Origin of the sequence: Citrobacter sp. C348, assembly GCF_047467975.1 — a bacterium.
In the GTDB taxonomy this organism is placed as follows: Bacteria; Pseudomonadota; Gammaproteobacteria; order Enterobacterales; family Enterobacteriaceae; genus Citrobacter; species Citrobacter gillenii.
Genome location: NZ_JASJUJ010000007.1, coordinates 175987 through 193429, shown reverse-complemented (window position 1 = coordinate 193429; position 17443 = coordinate 175987). Strand labels below are relative to the sequence as shown.

19 protein-coding genes are annotated in these 17443 nt (G+C 53.8%); 8 read left to right on the top strand and 11 right to left on the bottom strand.

Features of this window, described 5'->3' with window-relative positions:
• The first annotated feature begins 147 nt into the window (after window positions 1–147).
• The 4 genes from xseB to QNN86_RS14860 are packed head-to-tail and all read left to right on the top strand — an operon-like array spanning window position 148 to window position 4207.
• Window positions 148–390, top strand: a complete 243-nt coding sequence (xseB, locus tag QNN86_RS14875; protein ID WP_096759458.1) for an exodeoxyribonuclease VII small subunit — start codon at window positions 148–150, stop codon at window positions 388–390.
• Window positions 391–1290: a (2E,6E)-farnesyl diphosphate synthase gene (ispA, locus tag QNN86_RS14870; RefSeq protein WP_414211475.1), complete on the top strand. Its 900-nt coding sequence runs from the start codon at window positions 391–393 to the stop codon at window positions 1288–1290.
• A gap of 24 nt (window positions 1291–1314) precedes the next feature.
• Window positions 1315–3177 (top strand): 1-deoxy-D-xylulose-5-phosphate synthase, encoded by a 1863-nt coding sequence (gene dxs, locus QNN86_RS14865; protein WP_181618800.1) that lies wholly within the window; start codon window positions 1315–1317, stop codon window positions 3175–3177.
• A 55-nt stretch (window positions 3178–3232) separates the two neighbouring features.
• Entirely contained in the window at window positions 3233–4207 is a 975-nt protein-coding gene (locus QNN86_RS14860; RefSeq protein WP_181618799.1) for an aldo/keto reductase, read from the top strand.
• Window positions 4208–4318: 111 nt separating this feature from the next.
• On the opposite strand, the gene pgpA is transcribed toward QNN86_RS14860, so the two are convergent.
• The 6 genes from pgpA to nrdR form a co-directional block, all read right to left on the bottom strand.
• Window positions 4319–4837 (bottom strand): phosphatidylglycerophosphatase A, encoded by a 519-nt coding sequence (pgpA, locus tag QNN86_RS14855; protein ID WP_414211472.1) that lies wholly within the window; start codon window positions 4835–4837, stop codon window positions 4319–4321.
• Window positions 4815–5792, bottom strand: coding sequence for a thiamine-phosphate kinase (gene thiL, locus QNN86_RS14850; protein WP_181618797.1), 978 nt, complete (start codon window positions 5790–5792; stop codon window positions 4815–4817). Before thiL ends, pgpA begins: the two co-directional genes overlap by 23 nt.
• Window positions 5793–5868: 76 nt before the next feature.
• Window positions 5869–6288 (bottom strand): transcription antitermination factor NusB, encoded by a 420-nt coding sequence (gene nusB, locus QNN86_RS14845; protein ID WP_096758086.1) that lies wholly within the window; start codon window positions 6286–6288, stop codon window positions 5869–5871.
• A gap of 19 nt (window positions 6289–6307) precedes the next feature.
• Window positions 6308–6778 carry a 6,7-dimethyl-8-ribityllumazine synthase gene (gene ribE / locus QNN86_RS14840; RefSeq protein WP_003021575.1) on the bottom strand — a complete coding sequence of 157 codons (471 nt, stop codon included), beginning with the start codon at window positions 6776–6778 and terminating at the stop codon, window positions 6308–6310.
• An 86-nt stretch (window positions 6779–6864) separates the two neighbouring features.
• On the bottom strand, window positions 6865–7968 hold the full coding sequence (ribD, locus tag QNN86_RS14835; protein WP_414211469.1) for a bifunctional diaminohydroxyphosphoribosylaminopyrimidine deaminase/5-amino-6-(5-phosphoribosylamino)uracil reductase RibD: 1104 nt from the start codon (window positions 7966–7968) through the stop codon (window positions 6865–6867).
• A gap of 3 nt (window positions 7969–7971) precedes the next feature.
• Window positions 7972–8421, bottom strand: a complete 450-nt coding sequence (gene nrdR, locus QNN86_RS14830; protein ID WP_096758088.1) for a transcriptional regulator NrdR — start codon at window positions 8419–8421, stop codon at window positions 7972–7974.
• 154 nt (window positions 8422–8575) lie between these two features.
• On the opposite strand from nrdR, the gene QNN86_RS14825 reads away from it, so the two are divergent.
• Together QNN86_RS14825 and QNN86_RS14820 are read left to right on the top strand one after the other, a co-directional pair.
• Window positions 8576–9115 (top strand): DUF3251 domain-containing protein, encoded by a 540-nt coding sequence (locus tag QNN86_RS14825; protein ID WP_414211466.1) that lies wholly within the window; start codon window positions 8576–8578, stop codon window positions 9113–9115.
• Between the two features lie 298 nt (window positions 9116–9413).
• Window positions 9414–10292: a nucleoside-specific channel-forming protein Tsx gene (locus QNN86_RS14820; RefSeq protein ID WP_181618795.1), complete on the top strand. Its 879-nt coding sequence runs from the start codon at window positions 9414–9416 to the stop codon at window positions 10290–10292.
• Between the two features lie 183 nt (window positions 10293–10475).
• Here the strand turns inward: QNN86_RS14820 and secF are convergent, their stop codons facing one another.
• Genes secF through queA form a run of 5 tightly spaced genes read right to left on the bottom strand, consistent with a single transcriptional unit; the run spans window position 10476 to window position 15939 of the window.
• Window positions 10476–11447 carry a protein translocase subunit SecF gene (secF, locus tag QNN86_RS14815; protein ID WP_181618794.1) on the bottom strand — a complete coding sequence of 324 codons (972 nt, stop codon included), beginning with the start codon at window positions 11445–11447 and terminating at the stop codon, window positions 10476–10478.
• A 10-nt stretch (window positions 11448–11457) separates the two neighbouring features.
• Entirely contained in the window at window positions 11458–13305 is a 1848-nt protein-coding gene (gene secD, locus QNN86_RS14810; RefSeq protein ID WP_181618793.1) for a protein translocase subunit SecD, read from the bottom strand.
• Window positions 13306–13332: 27 nt separating this feature from the next.
• Window positions 13333–13665, bottom strand: coding sequence for a preprotein translocase subunit YajC (gene yajC, locus QNN86_RS14805; protein WP_052283894.1), 333 nt, complete (start codon window positions 13663–13665; stop codon window positions 13333–13335).
• Between the two features lie 22 nt (window positions 13666–13687).
• A complete protein-coding gene (gene tgt / locus QNN86_RS14800) occupies window positions 13688–14815 on the bottom strand; it encodes a tRNA guanosine(34) transglycosylase Tgt (protein ID WP_096758093.1) in 1128 nt (375 codons plus the stop codon).
• Window positions 14816–14868: 53 nt separating this feature from the next.
• Entirely contained in the window at window positions 14869–15939 is a 1071-nt protein-coding gene (gene queA, locus QNN86_RS14795; RefSeq protein WP_414211462.1) for a tRNA preQ1(34) S-adenosylmethionine ribosyltransferase-isomerase QueA, read from the bottom strand.
• A gap of 93 nt (window positions 15940–16032) precedes the next feature.
• Between queA and acpH the strand changes: the two genes are divergently transcribed.
• Together acpH and QNN86_RS14785 are read left to right on the top strand one after the other, a co-directional pair.
• Entirely contained in the window at window positions 16033–16614 is a 582-nt protein-coding gene (acpH, locus tag QNN86_RS14790) for an ACP phosphodiesterase (RefSeq protein WP_414211460.1), read from the top strand.
• A gap of 167 nt (window positions 16615–16781) precedes the next feature.
• Complete coding sequence (locus tag QNN86_RS14785) at window positions 16782–17384, top strand: peroxiredoxin (protein ID WP_414211458.1); 603 nt, start codon at window positions 16782–16784, stop codon at window positions 17382–17384.
• Window positions 17385–17443 lie beyond the last annotated feature (59 nt).

Below are 17443 nucleotides of genomic sequence, written 5' to 3'. Positions count from 1 at the left end.
AATACAGCAGCCCATACCTGCGGCTGCATCCAGGCGCGGAAGTATACCACTACGCGAGCTTCCTGTGCACATTGCGCATTATTTGATAATTGCCCGAAGTCCGTTACCATAGCTTGGGCTGAAAATATTGAGAGTCAGACATTCATTATGCCGAAGAAAAATGAAGCGCCCGCCAGCTTTGAAACAGCGCTGAGCGAGCTGGAACAGATTGTTACCCGTCTGGAAAGCGGCGACCTGCCGCTGGAAGAGGCGCTGAACGAATTCGAACGTGGCGTACAGCTGGCGCGTCAGGGACAAGTTAAGTTGCAACAGGCTGAACAGCGCGTGCAAATCCTGCTGTCCGAAACCGAAGACGCCGCCCTCACGCCTTTTACACCGGATAATGAGTAAATGGATTTTACGCAGCAGCTACAGGCTTGCGTTGAGCAGGCCAACCAGGCACTGAGCCGTTTTATCGCGCCACTGCCCTTTCAGAACACTCCCGTGGTCGAGACCATGCAGTATGGCGCATTATTAGGCGGTAAACGTCTGCGCCCGTTCCTGGTCTACGCGACCGGCCAGATGTTTGGCGTCAGCCTGAGTACGCTCGACGCGCCCGCCGCGGCGGTTGAATGCATCCATGCCTATTCGCTGATGCACGATGATTTACCCGCGATGGACGACGACGATCTGCGACGCGGCCTGCCGACCTGCCACGTTAAGTTTGGCGAGTCGAATGCGATTTTAGCGGGTGATGCGCTGCAAACGCTGGCGTTCTCTATTATCAGCGACGCCCCGATGCCGGAAGTTGCCGACCGTGATCGCATCGCCATGATCTCGGAACTGGCTCAGGCCAGCGGTATTGCCGGCATGTGCGGCGGTCAGGCGCTGGATCTGGCGGCTGAAGGTCTCCAGGTTGAGCTGGAGGCGCTGGAGAAAATCCATCGCCATAAAACCGGGGCCTTGATTCGCGCCGCCGTGCGTCTGGGGGCATTAAGTGCCGGAGACCAAGGCCGAAACGTCCTGCCGATACTCGACAAGTACGCCGAAAGCATTGGTCTGGCGTTCCAGGTTCAGGATGACATACTGGATGTGGTAGGCGATACTGCAACATTGGGTAAACGTCAGGGTGCCGACCAGCAGCTTGGCAAAAGTACCTATCCTGCACTTCTGGGTCTTGAGCAAGCCCGGAATAAAGCCCGGGATTTAATCGAGGATGCCCGCCAGTCGCTCAGTCTGCTGGCCGCGCAGTCACTCGATACCTCGGCACTGGAAGCGCTAGCGGACTACATAATCCAGCGTGATAAATAAACCTACATATCCAATGAGCTTGCGATGAGTTTTGATATAGCCAAATACCCGACCCTGGCGCTGGTCGACTCCACCCAAGAGTTAAGACTGCTGCCAAAAGAGAGCCTGCCCAAGCTTTGCGACGAACTGCGCCGCTATTTGCTCGACAGCGTGAGCCGTTCCAGCGGGCATTTCGCCTCCGGTCTGGGCACGGTGGAACTGACCGTCGCGCTGCACTACGTCTACAACACCCCATTTGACCAGCTCATCTGGGATGTGGGACACCAGGCGTACCCGCACAAAATTCTGACGGGGCGCCGCGATAAAATCGGCACCATCCGCCAGAAAGGTGGCCTGCATCCGTTCCCATGGCGCGGCGAGAGCGAGTATGACGTTTTAAGCGTCGGACACTCCTCCACCTCCATCAGCGCCGGTATTGGCATTGCGGTTGCCGCCGAGAAAGAAGGCAAAGAGCGCCGTACCGTTTGCGTGATTGGCGACGGGGCCATCACTGCCGGTATGGCGTTTGAAGCCATGAACCACGCGGGCGATATTAAGCCCGACATGCTGGTTATCCTGAACGACAACGAAATGTCGATTTCAGAAAACGTCGGCGCGCTGAACAACCACCTGGCGCAGCTGCTCTCCGGCAAACTGTATTCCTCATTGCGGGAAGGCGGGAAGAAGGTCTTCTCCGGCGTGCCGCCGATTAAAGAACTACTGAAACGCACTGAAGAACACATTAAAGGCATGGTGGTGCCGGGCACGCTGTTTGAAGAGCTGGGCTTTAACTACATCGGTCCGGTAGACGGTCACGACGTGCTGGGACTTATCACCACGCTGAAGAACATGCGCGACCTGAAAGGCCCGCAGTTCCTGCACATCATGACCAAAAAAGGTCGTGGCTATGAGCCTGCGGAAAAAGACCCAATTACGTTCCATGCGGTACCCAAATTCGATCCGTCCAGCGGATGTCTGCCAAAAAGCAGCGGCGGCCTGCCTAGCTACTCCAAAATCTTCGGCGACTGGCTGTGCGAAACCGCGGCCAAAGATAACAAGCTAATGGCGATCACCCCGGCCATGCGTGAAGGTTCCGGTATGGTGGAGTTTTCGCGTAAATTCCCGGACCGCTACTTCGACGTGGCGATTGCCGAGCAGCACGCGGTCACCTTTGCTGCCGGACTGGCAATTGGCGGCTATAAGCCGGTGGTCGCTATTTATTCCACCTTCCTGCAACGCGCTTACGATCAGGTGCTGCATGATGTCGCCATTCAGAAACTGCCGGTCCTGTTCGCCGTGGATCGCGCGGGGATCGTGGGCGCAGATGGACAAACCCACCAGGGCGCGTTCGATCTTTCTTTCCTGCGCTGCATCCCGGAGATGGTCATTATGACCCCGAGCGATGAAAACGAATGCCGCCAGATGCTGTTTACCGGTTATCACTATGCTAACGGCCCGGCCGTGGTGCGCTACCCGCGCGGTAATGCAGTGGGCGTTGAGCTGACGCCGCTGGAAAAATTACCTATTGGTAAAGGCATCGTGAAGCGTCACGGGACAAAACTGGCAATCCTTAACTTCGGTACCCTGATGCCAGAAGCCGCTCAGGTTGCGGAATCACTGAACGCCACACTGGTCGATATGCGCTTTGTCAAACCGCTGGACGAAACGTTGATTCTGGAGATGGCGGCCCGCCACGAAGTGCTGGTTACGCTGGAAGAAAACGCCATTATGGGCGGCGCGGGCAGCGGCGTAAACGAAGTGCTGATGGCACATCGCAAGCCGGTTCCGGTGCTGAACATTGGCCTGCCTGATTTCTTCATCCCTCAGGGGACGCAGGACGAAGCGCGCGCCGATCTTGGTCTTAATGCCGCCGGCATTGAGGCCAAAATCAAGGCCTGGCTGGCATAATCCCCTCCCCGCTCCTGCTATGCTTAATCATTATCACGCTAAGCAGGAGCGGAATATGCAATACAACACCTTAGGAAAAACTGACCTTCGGGTCTCTCGCCTTTGTCTGGGCTGCATGACGTTTGGCGAGCCCAATCGCGGCAACCACGCCTGGACGCTGCCGGAAGAAAGCAGTCGCCCAATTATCAAACATGCTCTTGAAGGCGGTATTAACTTTTTTGATACTGCCAACAGCTACTCCGCCGGCAGCAGTGAAGAAATTGTCGGTCGTGCCCTGCGTGACTTCGCCCGCCGCGACGAGGTGGTGGTCGCCACAAAAGTATTTCACCAGGTAGATGATTTAGCGGAAGGGTTATCCCGGGCGCAAATCCTGCGTTCTATCGACGACAGCCTGACTCGCCTTGGCATGGACTATGTCGATATCCTGCAAATTCACCGCTGGGATTACAACACGCCTATCGAAGAAACCCTGGAAGCGCTCAACGACGTGGTGAAGTCCGGCAAAGCACGCTATATCGGCGCCTCTTCGATGCACGCCTCCCAGTTTGCGCAGGCGCTGGCCTTGCAGAAACAACACGGCTGGGCGCAATTTGTCAGCATGCAGGATCACTACAACCTTATCTACCGTGAAGAAGAACGCGACATGCTGCCGCTGTGCTACCAGGAAGGTGTGGCGGTGATCCCGTGGAGCCCACTTGCACGGGGACGTCTGACGCGCCCCTGGGGAGAAACGACCGCGCGTGTCGTGTCGGATGAAGTCGGAAAGAATCTGTACCGCGAGAGTGATGAAAACGACGCGACAATAGCGGAACGGTTAACCGGGGTGAGTGAAGAAATCGGCGCTTCGCGCGCGCAGGTAGCGCTGGCGTGGCTGCTGAGCAAACCGGGCGTCGCTGCGCCCATAATTGGCGCCTCGCGCGAAGAACAGCTGGATGAGTTGCTCAACGCGGTCGATTTAACGCTAAAACCGGAACAGATTGCCGAACTGGAAATGCCGTACAAACAGCATCCGGTGGTGGGATTTAAATAATCATTGACGTTTGTGCGATTGCAGATTGTAGGCCCGATAAGCGCCGCGCCATCGGGCAATCAGTGCCGGATGCGCTATGCTTATCCGGCCTACAACGGCCCCGAAAAGGGGTTAAATAATGCCCATCGGCCAGTGATGACCAATAAAATAGAGGATCCCTGCGGAAAGTATCCCCGCCACAATATCGTCGATCATAATCCCCGTACCACCATGTACGTTACGATCGAACCAGCGAATAGGCCAGGGTTTCCACATATCCAGAATACGGAAAATCACAAATCCGGCGGCGACCCACTGCCAGTCGAGTGTCGGCAGAGCCATCAAGGTTATCCACATCCCGACAAACTCATCCCAGACGATACTGCCGTGATCGTGTACGCCCATATCTTTCGCCGTTTGATGGCACAGATAGACACCGATACAAATAGCCAGCATGACGACCAGTGAATACAGCTGCCACGGCAGAAACGTCATCAAATACCAAAATGGGATCGCCGCCAGCGATCCCATTGTACCGGGTATAATTGGACTTAATCCGCTGCCGAATCCGGTGGCCAACAGGTGCCACGGATTACGCATACTCAAACGGCTTTTTGCGACATCTTTTTTAAGGCGCAGCAAAATGGTCATATCCTTTCCAGTCAAACGTGACAGGCTTACCGTCACGCGTAAAGTGCATCCCTTCCACGTCCGCACTCATCTGCCCAATGCAGGTAAATGATACGCCAAGATGCCCCAGCGCGACGTCCAGTGCACCACGGTTTATTTCCGGTACGGTAAAGCATAACTCATAATCTTCACCACCTGAGAGCGCCCAGCGCAGCGCCTGCTCCGGCTCAACGTGCCGGGAAAATGCCGTGGAATACGGTAACGCATCGACATTAACGCGTGCACCGCAGCCGCTGGCATTAACGATATGCCCGAGATCGGAAATCAGACCGTCGGAAAGATCGATCGCCGCACTGGCCAGGTCGCGCAGGGCCTGCCCCTGTAAAATTCTCGGCGTGGGGCGCAGGTGACGCTTAAGCAGATAATCCGCGTCTTTGGCATCCGTTACCTGCAACCGGTTTTGCAGAATAGCTAACCCGGCAGCGCTGTCGCCCGGCGTACCGGTAACGTAAATCCAGTCACCCGGCTTCGCACCAGAGCGTTTTAAGGCTCGCCCGACCGGGACGTAGCCATGGATACCCAACGTCATCGACAGTGGCCCACGCGTGGTATCACCGCCAATCAGCTGCATATCATAGTAATTGAGGAGTTCAAACAGGCTATCACTGAAGGCTTCAAGCCAGGCTTCATCGACGTCAGGTAGCGTAAGCGCCAGCGTCAGCCATGCCGGGTCCGCCCCCATCGCCGCCAGATCGCTTAAATTAACCGCCAGCGCTTTCCAGGCCAGGTCCGTTGGATCAATATCGGGAAGGAAATGATTGCCTGCCACCAGCGTATCGGTACTGATCGCCAGCGTTTGTTTTTCAGGGATATTCAGGAGTGCACAATCGTCACCAATGCCGGTTTCGACGTCAAGACGAGAGCTTCTAACACGGTCAAAATAACGGGCAATCAGGGAGAATTCGCCACATGCCATACGTTATGCCTCAGCAGGAAAAAAGAAAAGGCCGGCGGCAGCGGAAATAGATTCCGCCATCCTGCCGGCCTGGCGATCACTTTTTGTTAGGGCGAATCGCAGGTGCTGCTTTATCCAGTACGCCGTTGACGAACTTATGGCTATCTTCGGCACCGAAGGTTTTCGCCAGTTCAATCGCTTCGTTGATGGCCACTTTATACGGCACATCACTACGTTTAGACAATTCAAACAGTGCAATACGCAGTACGGCTTTTTCTACCTGACCCAGCTCTTCCAGCAGACGAGACAGGTAAGGCTTCATCAGGCCATCCAGGTACGCGCTGTTAGTCGCCACCCCGGACAGCAGTTCACGGAAATACAGAACGTCGACATCTTTCACGTCCTGTTCCGCCAGGAACTGGTATTCAACATCGGAGATGTCGTTCTGGGACAACTGCCAGGAGTAGAGCGCCTGGACGGCACACTCACGGGCGCGGCGACGAGCAGCAGGTTTCACGGATTTCCCCTTACAAAAATCAGGCCTTAATGGCTTTCAATACATTAATCATTTCAAGCGCGGTCAGTGCAGCTTCTGCGCCTTTGTTACCGGCTTTCGTGCCAGCACGTTCGATGGCTTGTTCAATACTTTCGGTGGTCAGAACACCGAAGGCTACCGGAATACCGCTGTCCTGAGCGACATGCGCCAGGCCATTGCTAGCACCGCCAGCCACATATTCGAAGTGTGCGGTACCGCCACGGATAACCGTACCCAGCGCAATCACCGCGTCATATTTACCGGTTTTTGCCAGAGCGTCTGCCGCCAGCGGCAGCTCATACGCGCCTGGAACCCAAACGACGGTAATGTTTTCATCTTTAACCTGACCAATGCGCTTCAGGGCGTCGATCGCACCTTCCAGCAGGCTGTCATTGATAAAGTTGTTGAAACGCGCAATGGTGATGGCGACGCGAGCGTCCGGAGTAGCAACGTTAGCTTCAATAATGTTCATATTCTTCCTTCGGATTCACTAGACCCCGCAGGGGGGCGGATTTTATCATAATAATCTGTGCGCTGCTTCCCTTTCGAACCGGGAGATCATGCGCTCACTAAATGCAGGCAAACGTCCGGACCTACATGGCGTATCTCGTTGAATTTGAAATGGGGGGCATCGGCCAGTTTCTCAAGGCCTGGCAGCACACATAATCCTCGCGCGTCACTGCCTAATAGTTTAGGCGCAACATAGACGATTAGCTCATCCACCACCCCGGCCTGCAATAATGCGCCCGCAAGCGTTGGGCCTGCCTCAACCCAAATGCTGTTAATTTGCTGCTTGCCCAGTTGCATCATCAACACTACCAGATCCAGATTCCCATTATGCTCCGGCACATTCAGCGTGCGGACGCTCTCCGGCCAGACACGCGAATCGTCGCTGCTGCGCGCAATCCAGGTTTCTCCCGGCTGCTGCACAATACGATGTTCAGGTGTGACCTGGTTTTGACGATCGAGAACAATGCGGATTGGCTGACGCAGGTTTTCCTGCGGATACAGCGCCTGGGTCGATTCATCAAGCTCCGACCAACGGACGGTAAGCTGGGGGTCGTCAGCCAGCACCGTGGCGCTGCTGGTTAAAATAGCATGGCTTTGCGCACGCAGGCGCTGCACGTCGCGACGTGCCTGTGGTGAGGTTATCCACTGGCTTTCGCCGCTGGCCATCGCCGTACGGCCGTCAAGCGATGCGCCGAGCTTAAGCTGAACATACGGAAATCCGGTGCGCATCCGCTTGAGAAAACCTTTATTCAGCTGTTCGACGTCGTTCATCATCATGCCGTGGCTGACATCAATACCGGCCTGCTGCAAGCGGTAAAGTCCACGCCCCGCCACCTGCGGGTTAGGATCCTGCATCGCGGCAACAACACGCGTCACGCCCGCAGCAATCAGCGCATCGCAGCACGGCGGCGTACGCCCGTGATGACTGCACGGTTCGAGCGTGACGTAGGCGGTTGCCCCCTGCGCTTTAACACCGGCCATACGCAGCGCATGGACCTCGGCATGGGGTTCGCCCGCGCGGTGATGATATCCTTCACCGACGATTTCCCCGTCTTTAACAATGACACAGCCCACGTTGGGATTAGGGTGGGTCGTGAAACGTCCACGCGCGGCCAGCTTCAGCGCTCGCGCCATGTACAACTCATCCTGCATGGCTTAATCCTGTAGGCGAGCAATCTCTTCGCCAAATTCTTTGATATCTTCAAAGCTCCGGTAAACCGAAGCAAAACGGATGTAGGCCACTTTATCGAGCTTTTTCAGTTGCTCCATCACCAGATTACCGATCATTTTACTCGGCACCTCGCGCTCGCCCGTCCCACGCAGCTGTGATTTTATATGGTTTAACGCCATTTCGACGTCATCTGCGCTGACCGGCCGTTTCTCAAGCGCTCTCAGCATGCCGCTGCGCAGCTTCTCTTCATTAAAAGGCTCGCGCACGTCGTTGCTTTTTACAACGCGTGGCATAACCAGTTCTGCCACTTCAAAAGTGGTAAAACGTTCGTTACAGACCAGACACTGCCGACGGCGGCGTACTGAAGAGCCCTCGCCGACAAGACGAGAGTCAATTACCTTAGTGTCTACGGCGAAACAGAATGGGCAATGCATACGGCGTCCTGTACCTCAGTGGTTCATAGAGATCTATTTTACCCTGAACTGGCGCGACAACAAAGGCAGAGCGCTTTTGAGACAAAGGATCGATGCCTTCGTGCTCTGAGCACACTACCATTATGCTATCGCGACAATGTAGGAAGTAATCATAATGACAAGACGTTACCTAAGAATTCTCCTGGTGGGAAGCCTCTTTAGTCTTAATGCCTGCGCACAGCAAGCCGAAGTACGACAGATGCATCAAACCGTAAGTACCTTGAGCAAAGAGATGACCCAGCTCAATCAGGAAACGGTAAAAATAACGCAACAAAATATGTTGAATGCGAAATCCACCCGCGGCGTCTATTTATTACCGGGTTCGAAAACCCCCGCCCGCCTGAACAGCCAGATTGGTACGCTCCGCATGTCACTGGTCAATATTGCACCGAATGCGGACGGTACGCGCCTGACTCTGCGCATTCAGGGAGAATCCAACACACCGTTACCGGCATTTAGCGCCACCGTAGAGTACGGGCAAATCCAGGGCACCACGGACAACTATCAGGAAGTGAACGTTAAGAATGAATTGATCAACGCTCCGGCAAGCCTTCTTGCCCCCAGTGACGTAGACATTCCGCTGCAGCTCAATGGCCTGTCACTTGACCAACTCGGCTTTGTACGCATCCATGACATCCAGCCTGTGACCCAATAAACTTTTTTGCGGAGCGTTTTGTGCGTTCCGCAACACCCATCCCCGTCATTTTGTTACTCCGCTGACATCACCGATATTTTTAGTAAAACTTGGCAACATTCATGTGAGTCAGTACAATTCGCCGCCTAAAGTACGCAAACGTGAACGCAATCGATTACGTAAATGATAGAACTGTGAAACAAGACATATTTTTGTGAACAATGATTTTTATAATAGGCTCCGAAGAATTACGAAATATTTAGAAACGCAAATTGCGCCTTTTTCACTCCCGAAAGGGATTTCAAACAGTGGCATACATATGAAAAAAACATTACTTGCAGCCGGTGCAGTGCTGGCGCTCTCCTCGTCTTTCACTGCTAATGCAGCAGAAAACAACAAACCGGAATACCTGTCCGACTGGTGGCACCAGAGCGTTAACGTCGTCGGCAGCTACCACACCCGTTTCGGACCGCAGATCCGTAACGATACCTACCTGGAATACGAAGCTTTCGCTAAAAAAGACTGGTTCGACTTCTATGGCTACATGGATGCACCGGTATTCTTCGGCGGTAACACCGATGCGAAAGGTATCTGGAACCACGGTTCACCACTGTTTATGGAAATCGAACCCCGTTTCTCCATCGACAAACTGACCGGTACCGATCTGAGCTTCGGTCCATTCAAAGAGTGGTATTTCGCCAACAACTACATCTACGACATGGGTCGTAACAAAGATGGCCGCCAGAGCACCTGGTACATGGGCCTGGGTACCGACATCGACACCGGCCTGCCAATGAGCCTGTCCATGAACGTGTACGCTAAATACCAATGGCAGAACTACGGCGCTGAGAACGAAAACGATTGGGACGGCTACCGTTTCAAAGTGAAGTACTTTGTACCCATTACCGAACTGTGGGGCGGTAACCTGAGCTACATCGGTTTCACCAACTTTGACTGGGGTTCCGATCTGGGTGATAAGAGCGCCTATGCTGAAAATGGCATTAAACAGCGTACTAACGACTCTATCGCCTCCAGCCATATTCTGGCACTGAACTATGACCACTGGCACTATTCTGTTGTTGCCCGTTACTGGCACAACGGTGGTCAGTGGAACGATGACGCGGACCTGAACTGGATGAAAGAAAACGTTCGTTCTACCGGTTGGGGTGGTTACCTGGTAGTCGGTTACAACTTCTAATCGACGCGAGTTTGTTGCCGGATGGCGCGATGCTTATCCGGCCTACCGTCCTACGTAAAGCCAGCTTAATCGCTGGCTTTTTTGTCTATTGAAAGCCCATAGACAATTTGTAGGCTTTCTTCAGGCAAAAAAATCCCGACCTTGCGATCGGGATTCCAGTTCTTACCTTACGCTCCGCGTCAGTTACGGCAGAATAGACGGCTGATCCGCCCCTTCTTTCTCGACCTTCTGCTGCAGCATGTGCTCACGCTTCATGCCCAGCTTCAGCGCCAGCGCCGATGCTACGTAGATAGAAGACGCAGTACCGATGGACACACCGATAAGCATGGTCAGCGAGAAGCCTTCCAGTACCGGACCACCGAAGAGGTACAGCATCAGAATAACCACTAACGTGGTACCGGACGTAATCAACGTACGGTGTAGCGTCTGGGTCAGCGACACGTTAAAGATTTCATAAGGCGTCCCGCGACGGATTTTGCGGAAGTTCTCACGAATACGGTCAGAAACCACGATGCTGTCGTTTAGCGAGTAGCCGATAACCGACATCAACGATGCGACGATAGTCAGGTCAATCTCAATATGGAACAACGACAGGATCCCAAGCGTGATTATCACGTCGTGCGCCAGCGAGATAACCACGCCCGCTGCCAGTCGCCATTCAAAACGGAAACCGACGTACACGAGAATGGAGATCAGCGCTACGATCAGCGCCATCGCACCGTTTTGCGCCAGATCGGCACCGACGCTAGGCCCGACGAATTCGATACGCTTGACAGCAGCATTCTGGTCGGTGGCTTCGTTAATGACGCTCAGCACCTTGCTACCCAGCACCTGCCCACCGTTTTCACCTTCGGTTGGCGGCATACGTACCATAATGTCGTGACTGCTACCGAAGTTCTGCAGAAGCGGCTCAACAAAGCCCGCTTTCTCCAGCGCATCGCGCATCACGTCCATATCCGCCGGTTTTTCCAGCGTAATTTCAATCACCGTACCACCGGTGAAATCGAGACCCCAGTTAAACCCGCGTACACCCATCACCACGATGGCTGCGATCAGCAGGAAACCAGAGATGCCGAAAGCCCAGTAGTCCCAGCGCATAAAGTCGATGACTTTACGGCCGTGGTTCAATTGTTCAACAGTATATTCCTGTGCCACTTCGCACTCCTCAGATTGACAGCTTTTTGACGCGCTTGCCGCCATACAACAGGTTTACGATGGCACGTGTCCCGACGATCGCGGTAAACATCGACGTCGCCACACCAATACCGGTAGTAATCGCGAACCCTTTAATTGCCCCGGTACCGACTGCATACAGGATCAGAACTTTAATCAGCGTCGTAATGTTCGCATCGAAGATGGAACTGAATGCGCCCGCATAACCTTCGTTGATCGCCTGCTGAATCGAACGTCCGTTACTCAACTCTTCTTTGATACGTTCGTTGATCAGTACGTTCGCATCGACCGCCACGGCAAGGGTTAAGACGATCCCCGCGATACCCGGCATACTTAGCGTAGCGCCCGGCAGCAGCGACATGATACCGACAATCAGTACCAGGTTCGCAATCAGCGCGCTGGTCGCAATCAGACCAAACTTCTTGTAGAAGAAGATCATAAACAGAATAGAAACAGCCAGACCAGCCAGACATGCTTCCAGACCCTGTTTGATGTTCTGCATACCCAGAGTAGGGCCGATAGTGCGTTCTTCAACAATCTGAATCGGCGCAATCAACGCACCGGCACGCAGCAGCAGCGAAAGCTGACGCGCTTCGTTCGGGTTGTTGATACCGGTAATACGGAAGCTGTTACCCAGGCGAGACTGGATGTTGGCGATGTTAATCACTTCTTCCTGTTTCACCAGCACGGCACGGCCGTTGGCATCTTTCTTACCGCTGTCTTTGTACTCCACGAACAGGGTCGCCATCGGCTTACCGATGTTGTCCTTGGTGAAGTTAGACATGATGTTACCACCTGCGCTATCCAGCGAGATGTTAACCTGCGGCTGATTGTATTCGTCCTGGCTGGAAGTGGAGTCGGTGATATGGTCACCGGTCAGGATCACGCGTTTGTACAGCACAACCGGCTGCCCTTCACGCGACTGTTTCACTTCCGAGTCACCCGGTACGCGCCCGGATGCCGCCGCAGACTGGTCCACGTTAGTGTTTACCAGACGGAACTCCAGCGTCGCGGTTGCGCCCAGAATCTCTTTCGCACGCGCGGTGTCCTGAATACCCGGCAGTTCGACCACAATGCGGTCGGCACCCTGACGTTGAACAACCGGCTCAGCCACACCCAGTTGGTTAACACGATTACGCAGAATATTGATGTTCTGCTGTACCGCGTACTCACGGGCTTCGCTCAGACGCGCGTCGGTCATTACCGCGCGCAGCGCATTGCTGCCCTGGCTGGAAATAACCAGATCCTGATGACGCTTGCTCAGGTAAGAGATAGCCTCGTCACGCGCTTTGCCATCACGGAAAGTGATGCTCAGACCGTAGTTATCTTCTTTACGAACGGTAGTATAAGGAATGCCTTTTTCACGCAGATCGCTGCGCAGGCTATCGATATTTTGTTCCTGCAGTTTACCCAGCGCGGTGTCCATATCCACTTCCATCAGGAAGTGAACGCCGCCACGCAGATCAAGACCGAGTTTCATCGGTTCTGCGTGAATAGCAGCCAGCCAGCGAGGTGTTGCCGGAGCAAGGTTAAGCGCCACGACGTATTGATCACCCAGCACGCCCAGCAGCACTTCACGCGCGCGCAATTGGGTATCGGTGGAGTCGAAGCGCGCAAGAATAGCGCCCTCTTCCAGAGCCACAGACTTAGGTGTGATTTTTTCTTCTTGTAACGTTTTCTGGACCTGGATCAGCGTTTGCTCACTGGCGGCGGCACCGCGCACGCCAGTGATTTGAACAGCCGGATCCTCACCATACAGGTTGGGAAGTGCGTAAAGCAGGCCGACGATAATCACGACGACCAGCATGATGTACTTCCACAAAGGATAACGGTTTAACACGGCAGTTCCCTTTGGGAAAACGGAATATTACAGCGCCTTCATGGTGCCTTTCGGCAGAACGGCAGCTACGAAGTCACGTTTGATAACCACTTCAGTGGTGTCGTTCAGTGCGATAGAGATGTAGCCAGTTTCCGCTACTTTGGTCACACGACCGACCAGACCACCGTTCGTCAGGACTTCATCACCTTTGGCAATGGAGCTCATCAGATTTTTATGTTCTTTGGTACGCTTTTGCTGTGGGCGCAGGATCATGAAATAGAAGATCAGACCAAACACCACCAGCATCAGAATCAGAGACATCGGGCTGCCCTGCGCCGGAGCACCTGTTGCCGCTACCGCATCAGAAATAAAAAAGCTCATTCAAATTCCCTCATTATTAAAATTAATCAACGTTCACAGGTGGAACAGGTCGACCCTGACGTTGGTAAAAATCGGTTACGAAGCTCTCTAATTTACCCTCTTCAATAGCCTTGCGTAAACCCGCCATCAAGCGCTGGTAGTAGCGAAGGTTATGAATGGTATTGAGTCGCGCGCCCAATATTTCGTTGCAACGGTCAAGATGATGCAAGTAAGCGCGTGAATAATTGCGACAGGTGTAACAATCGCACTCAGCATCGAGCGGACTGGTGTCGCTTTTATGTTTCGCGTTACGAATTTTTACCACGCCGTCAGTCACAAACAAATGGCCATTACGGGCATTTCGCGTTGGCATCACACAGTCAAACATATCGATACCACGACGCACGCCTTCAACCAGATCTTCCGGTTTGCCGACGCCCATCAGGTAACGAGGTTTATCTGCCGGAATTTGCGGGCAAACATGTTCCAGAATACGGTGCATGTCTTCTTTCGGTTCACCCACAGCCAAACCGCCGACAGCGTAGCCATCAAAGCCTATATCTACCAGACCTTTAACAGAGATATCACGTAAATCTTCGTAAACGCTGCCCTGAATGATGCCAAAAAGCGCATTTTTGTTGCCGAGGCTATCAAAACGGTCACGGCTACGCTGCGCCCAACGCAATGACATCTCCATAGAGCGTTTAGCATAGTCCCAGTCAGCCGGATACGGTGTACATTCGTCGAAAATCATCACGATATCGGAACCGAGATCGTATTGAATCTCCATCGATTTCTCAGGATCGAGGAAAATCGGATCGCCGTTGATCGGGTTGCGGAAATGCACACCCTGCTCGGTAATCTTACGGATATCGCCCAGGCTGAATACCTGGAAACCACCGGAATCGGTGAGGATCGGGCCTTTCCACTGCATGAAGTCATGTAAATCGCCATGCAGCTTCATGATTTCCTGCCCCGGGCGCAGCCACAGGTGGAAGGTATTGCCCAGAATAATTTGTGCGCCGGTCGCTTCAACTTCTTCCGGCGTCATACCTTTCACCGTACCGTAGGTACCGACAGGCATAAAAGCAGGCGTTTCCACTACGCCACGATCAAAAACCAGGCGTCCGCGGCGAGCGCGACCGTCTGTGGTATCCAGTTCAAATTTCATCTTAACTCCTGCGTCAGAAAAACAGTCCGACGTAAAATACTCATGCCGGGAACTTACTCCCCGACACGCTCAGAAATAGCCTGCGGATTGTACGTGATAAACATCGCATCACCGTAACTAAAAAAGCGATATTCCGCTTTAACCGCTTCATGATAGGCGTTCATGGTGTTTTTATAACCTGCAAACGCCGAAACCAACATAATCAATGTCGATTCAGGGAGATGGAAGTTGGTTATCAGCGCATCGATGACGTTGTACTGATAGCCCGGGTAGATAAAGATTTGCGTATCCCCGAAGAACGGTTCAATCAGATCATTTTTCGCCGCCTGAGCCGCGCTTTCCAGCGAACGAACTGAGGTCGTCCCTACCGCGATCACGCGATTACCGCGCGCTTTCGCCGCCAGTACCGCGTCAACCACGTCCTGCGGAACTTCCGCATATTCGGAATGCATGGTGTGATCTTCAATGGTGTCTACGCGCACCGGCTGGAACGTCCCCGCCCCAACGTGCAGCGTCACAAACGCCATCTCAATGCCTTTGTCGCGCAATTTTGCCAACAGCGGATCGTCAAAGTGCAGGCCCGCGGTCGGTGCAGCTACGGCGCCCGGTTTTTCGCTGTATACAGTCTGGTACAGTTCGCGGTCGGCGTCTTCATCCGGGCGGTCGATATACGGTGGCAGCGGCATATGACCGATGGCGTTGAGAATATCCAGTACGCTGCGTTCGTCGTCAAACGCCACTTCAAACAGCGCATCATGGCGCGCAACCATCGTCGCTTTAATGCTTTCATCATCGCCCAGCAACAGCTCAGCACCCGGCTTCGGCGCTTTGGATGCGCGAATATGAGCCAGAATACGTTTGTCATCGAGCATGCGCTCAACCAGCACTTCAATCTTGCCGCCGCTGGCTTTACGCCCAAACAGGCGGGCCGGGATCACGCGGGTATTGTTAAAGACCAGAAGATCTCCGGGGTTGAGCTTGTCGAGCAAATCGGTGAAAGTACCGTGCGTCAGCGCGCCCGTTGGCCCATCCAGTGACAGCAAGCGGCAGCTACTGCGCTCTGCTTGCGGATAGTGGGCAATCAGGGATTCAGGAAGTTCAAAGGTGAAATCGGTAACGCGCATGACACTGACTCAGACTAAAATAAGAGGCGGGTAGTCTAGTGCCGGGGCGCTTTCCCTGCAACCTTTACCCCGCTTTTGGACAGATAATCGATAATGAATTTTCTTGCACATTTACATCTGGCGCATTTAGCCGACAGTTCACTCTCCGGCAACCTGCTGGCGGATTTTGTTCGCGGAAACCCGGCATCCAGTTTTGCGCCTGAGGTGGTGGACGGCATTTTCATGCATCGTCGAATAGACGTCATGACCGACAACCTGCCGGAAGTCCGTGAAGCTAAAGAGTGGTTTCGCAGCGAAACGCGCCGCGTCGCGCCGATTACGCTGGATGTGATGTGGGATCACTTTTTATCTCGTCACTGGGCAGAAATCTCGCCGGATTTCCCGTTGACCGACTTTGTCCGCTACGCCCACACCCAGGTTGCCACTATTTTGCCAGAATCGCCGCCGCGCTTTGTCAATCTGAACAATTACATGTGGTCAGAGAAATGGCTGGAGCGCTATCAGGATATGGATTTTATCCAGGATGTGCTCAATGGCATGGCCAGCCGCCGCCCGCGTCTCGATGCCCTGCGCGACTCGTGGTATGACCTGGACAGACATTACGACGCACTGGAAGAACGCTTCTGGCGTTTTTATCCGCAGATGATGGAACAGGCCCGCCGTAAAGCACTTTGATCGCCCGACAGCACTGGGCCGAATAAGGTGACGCCACCATCCGGCAAAACATTGATAGCCAAAACCTGTCTCATTGATTGTCAGCGCCTCTTTGTCTTCTTCCCGAACACTCTCTATACTGGCCCGCGTTGCGTTCCACAAAACCCTTAACTTTGCAGGAGAATTATATGGTACTGGTAACTCGTCAGGCTCCGGATTTCACAGCAGCTGCGGTACTGGGTAGCGGTGAGATTGTTGATAACTTCAACTTCAAACAGCATACCAACGGTAAAACCACCGTTCTGTTCTTCTGGCCGATGGACTTCACCTTCGTTTGCCCGTCTGAACTGATCGCGTTCGACAAACGTTACGAAGAATTCCAGAAGCGCGGCGTTGAAGTGGTTGGCGTTTCTTTTGACTCTGAGTTTGTCCATAACGCATGGCGTAACACCCCTGTCGACAAAGGCGGCATCGGTGCAGTGAAATACGCAATGGTTGCTGACATCAAGCGCGAAATCCAGAAAGCTTACGGCATCGAGCACCCGGAAGCGGGCGTTGCGCTGCGTGGTTCTTTCCTGATCGACGCGAACGGCATTGTTCGCCACCAGGTGGTTAACGACCTGCCGCTGGGTCGTAATATCGACGAAATGCTGCGTATGGTTGACGCGCTGCAGTTCCACGAAGAGCACGGCGACGTTTGCCCGGCACAGTGGGAAAAAGGTAAAGAAGGTATGAACGCGTCTCCGGACGGCGTGGCAAAATACCTGACCGAAAATGTCTCCAGCCTGTAATTTGGCATGAATTGAACAAGGCCCGCAAATTGCGGGCCTTTTTTATGGCTGTCGAATCT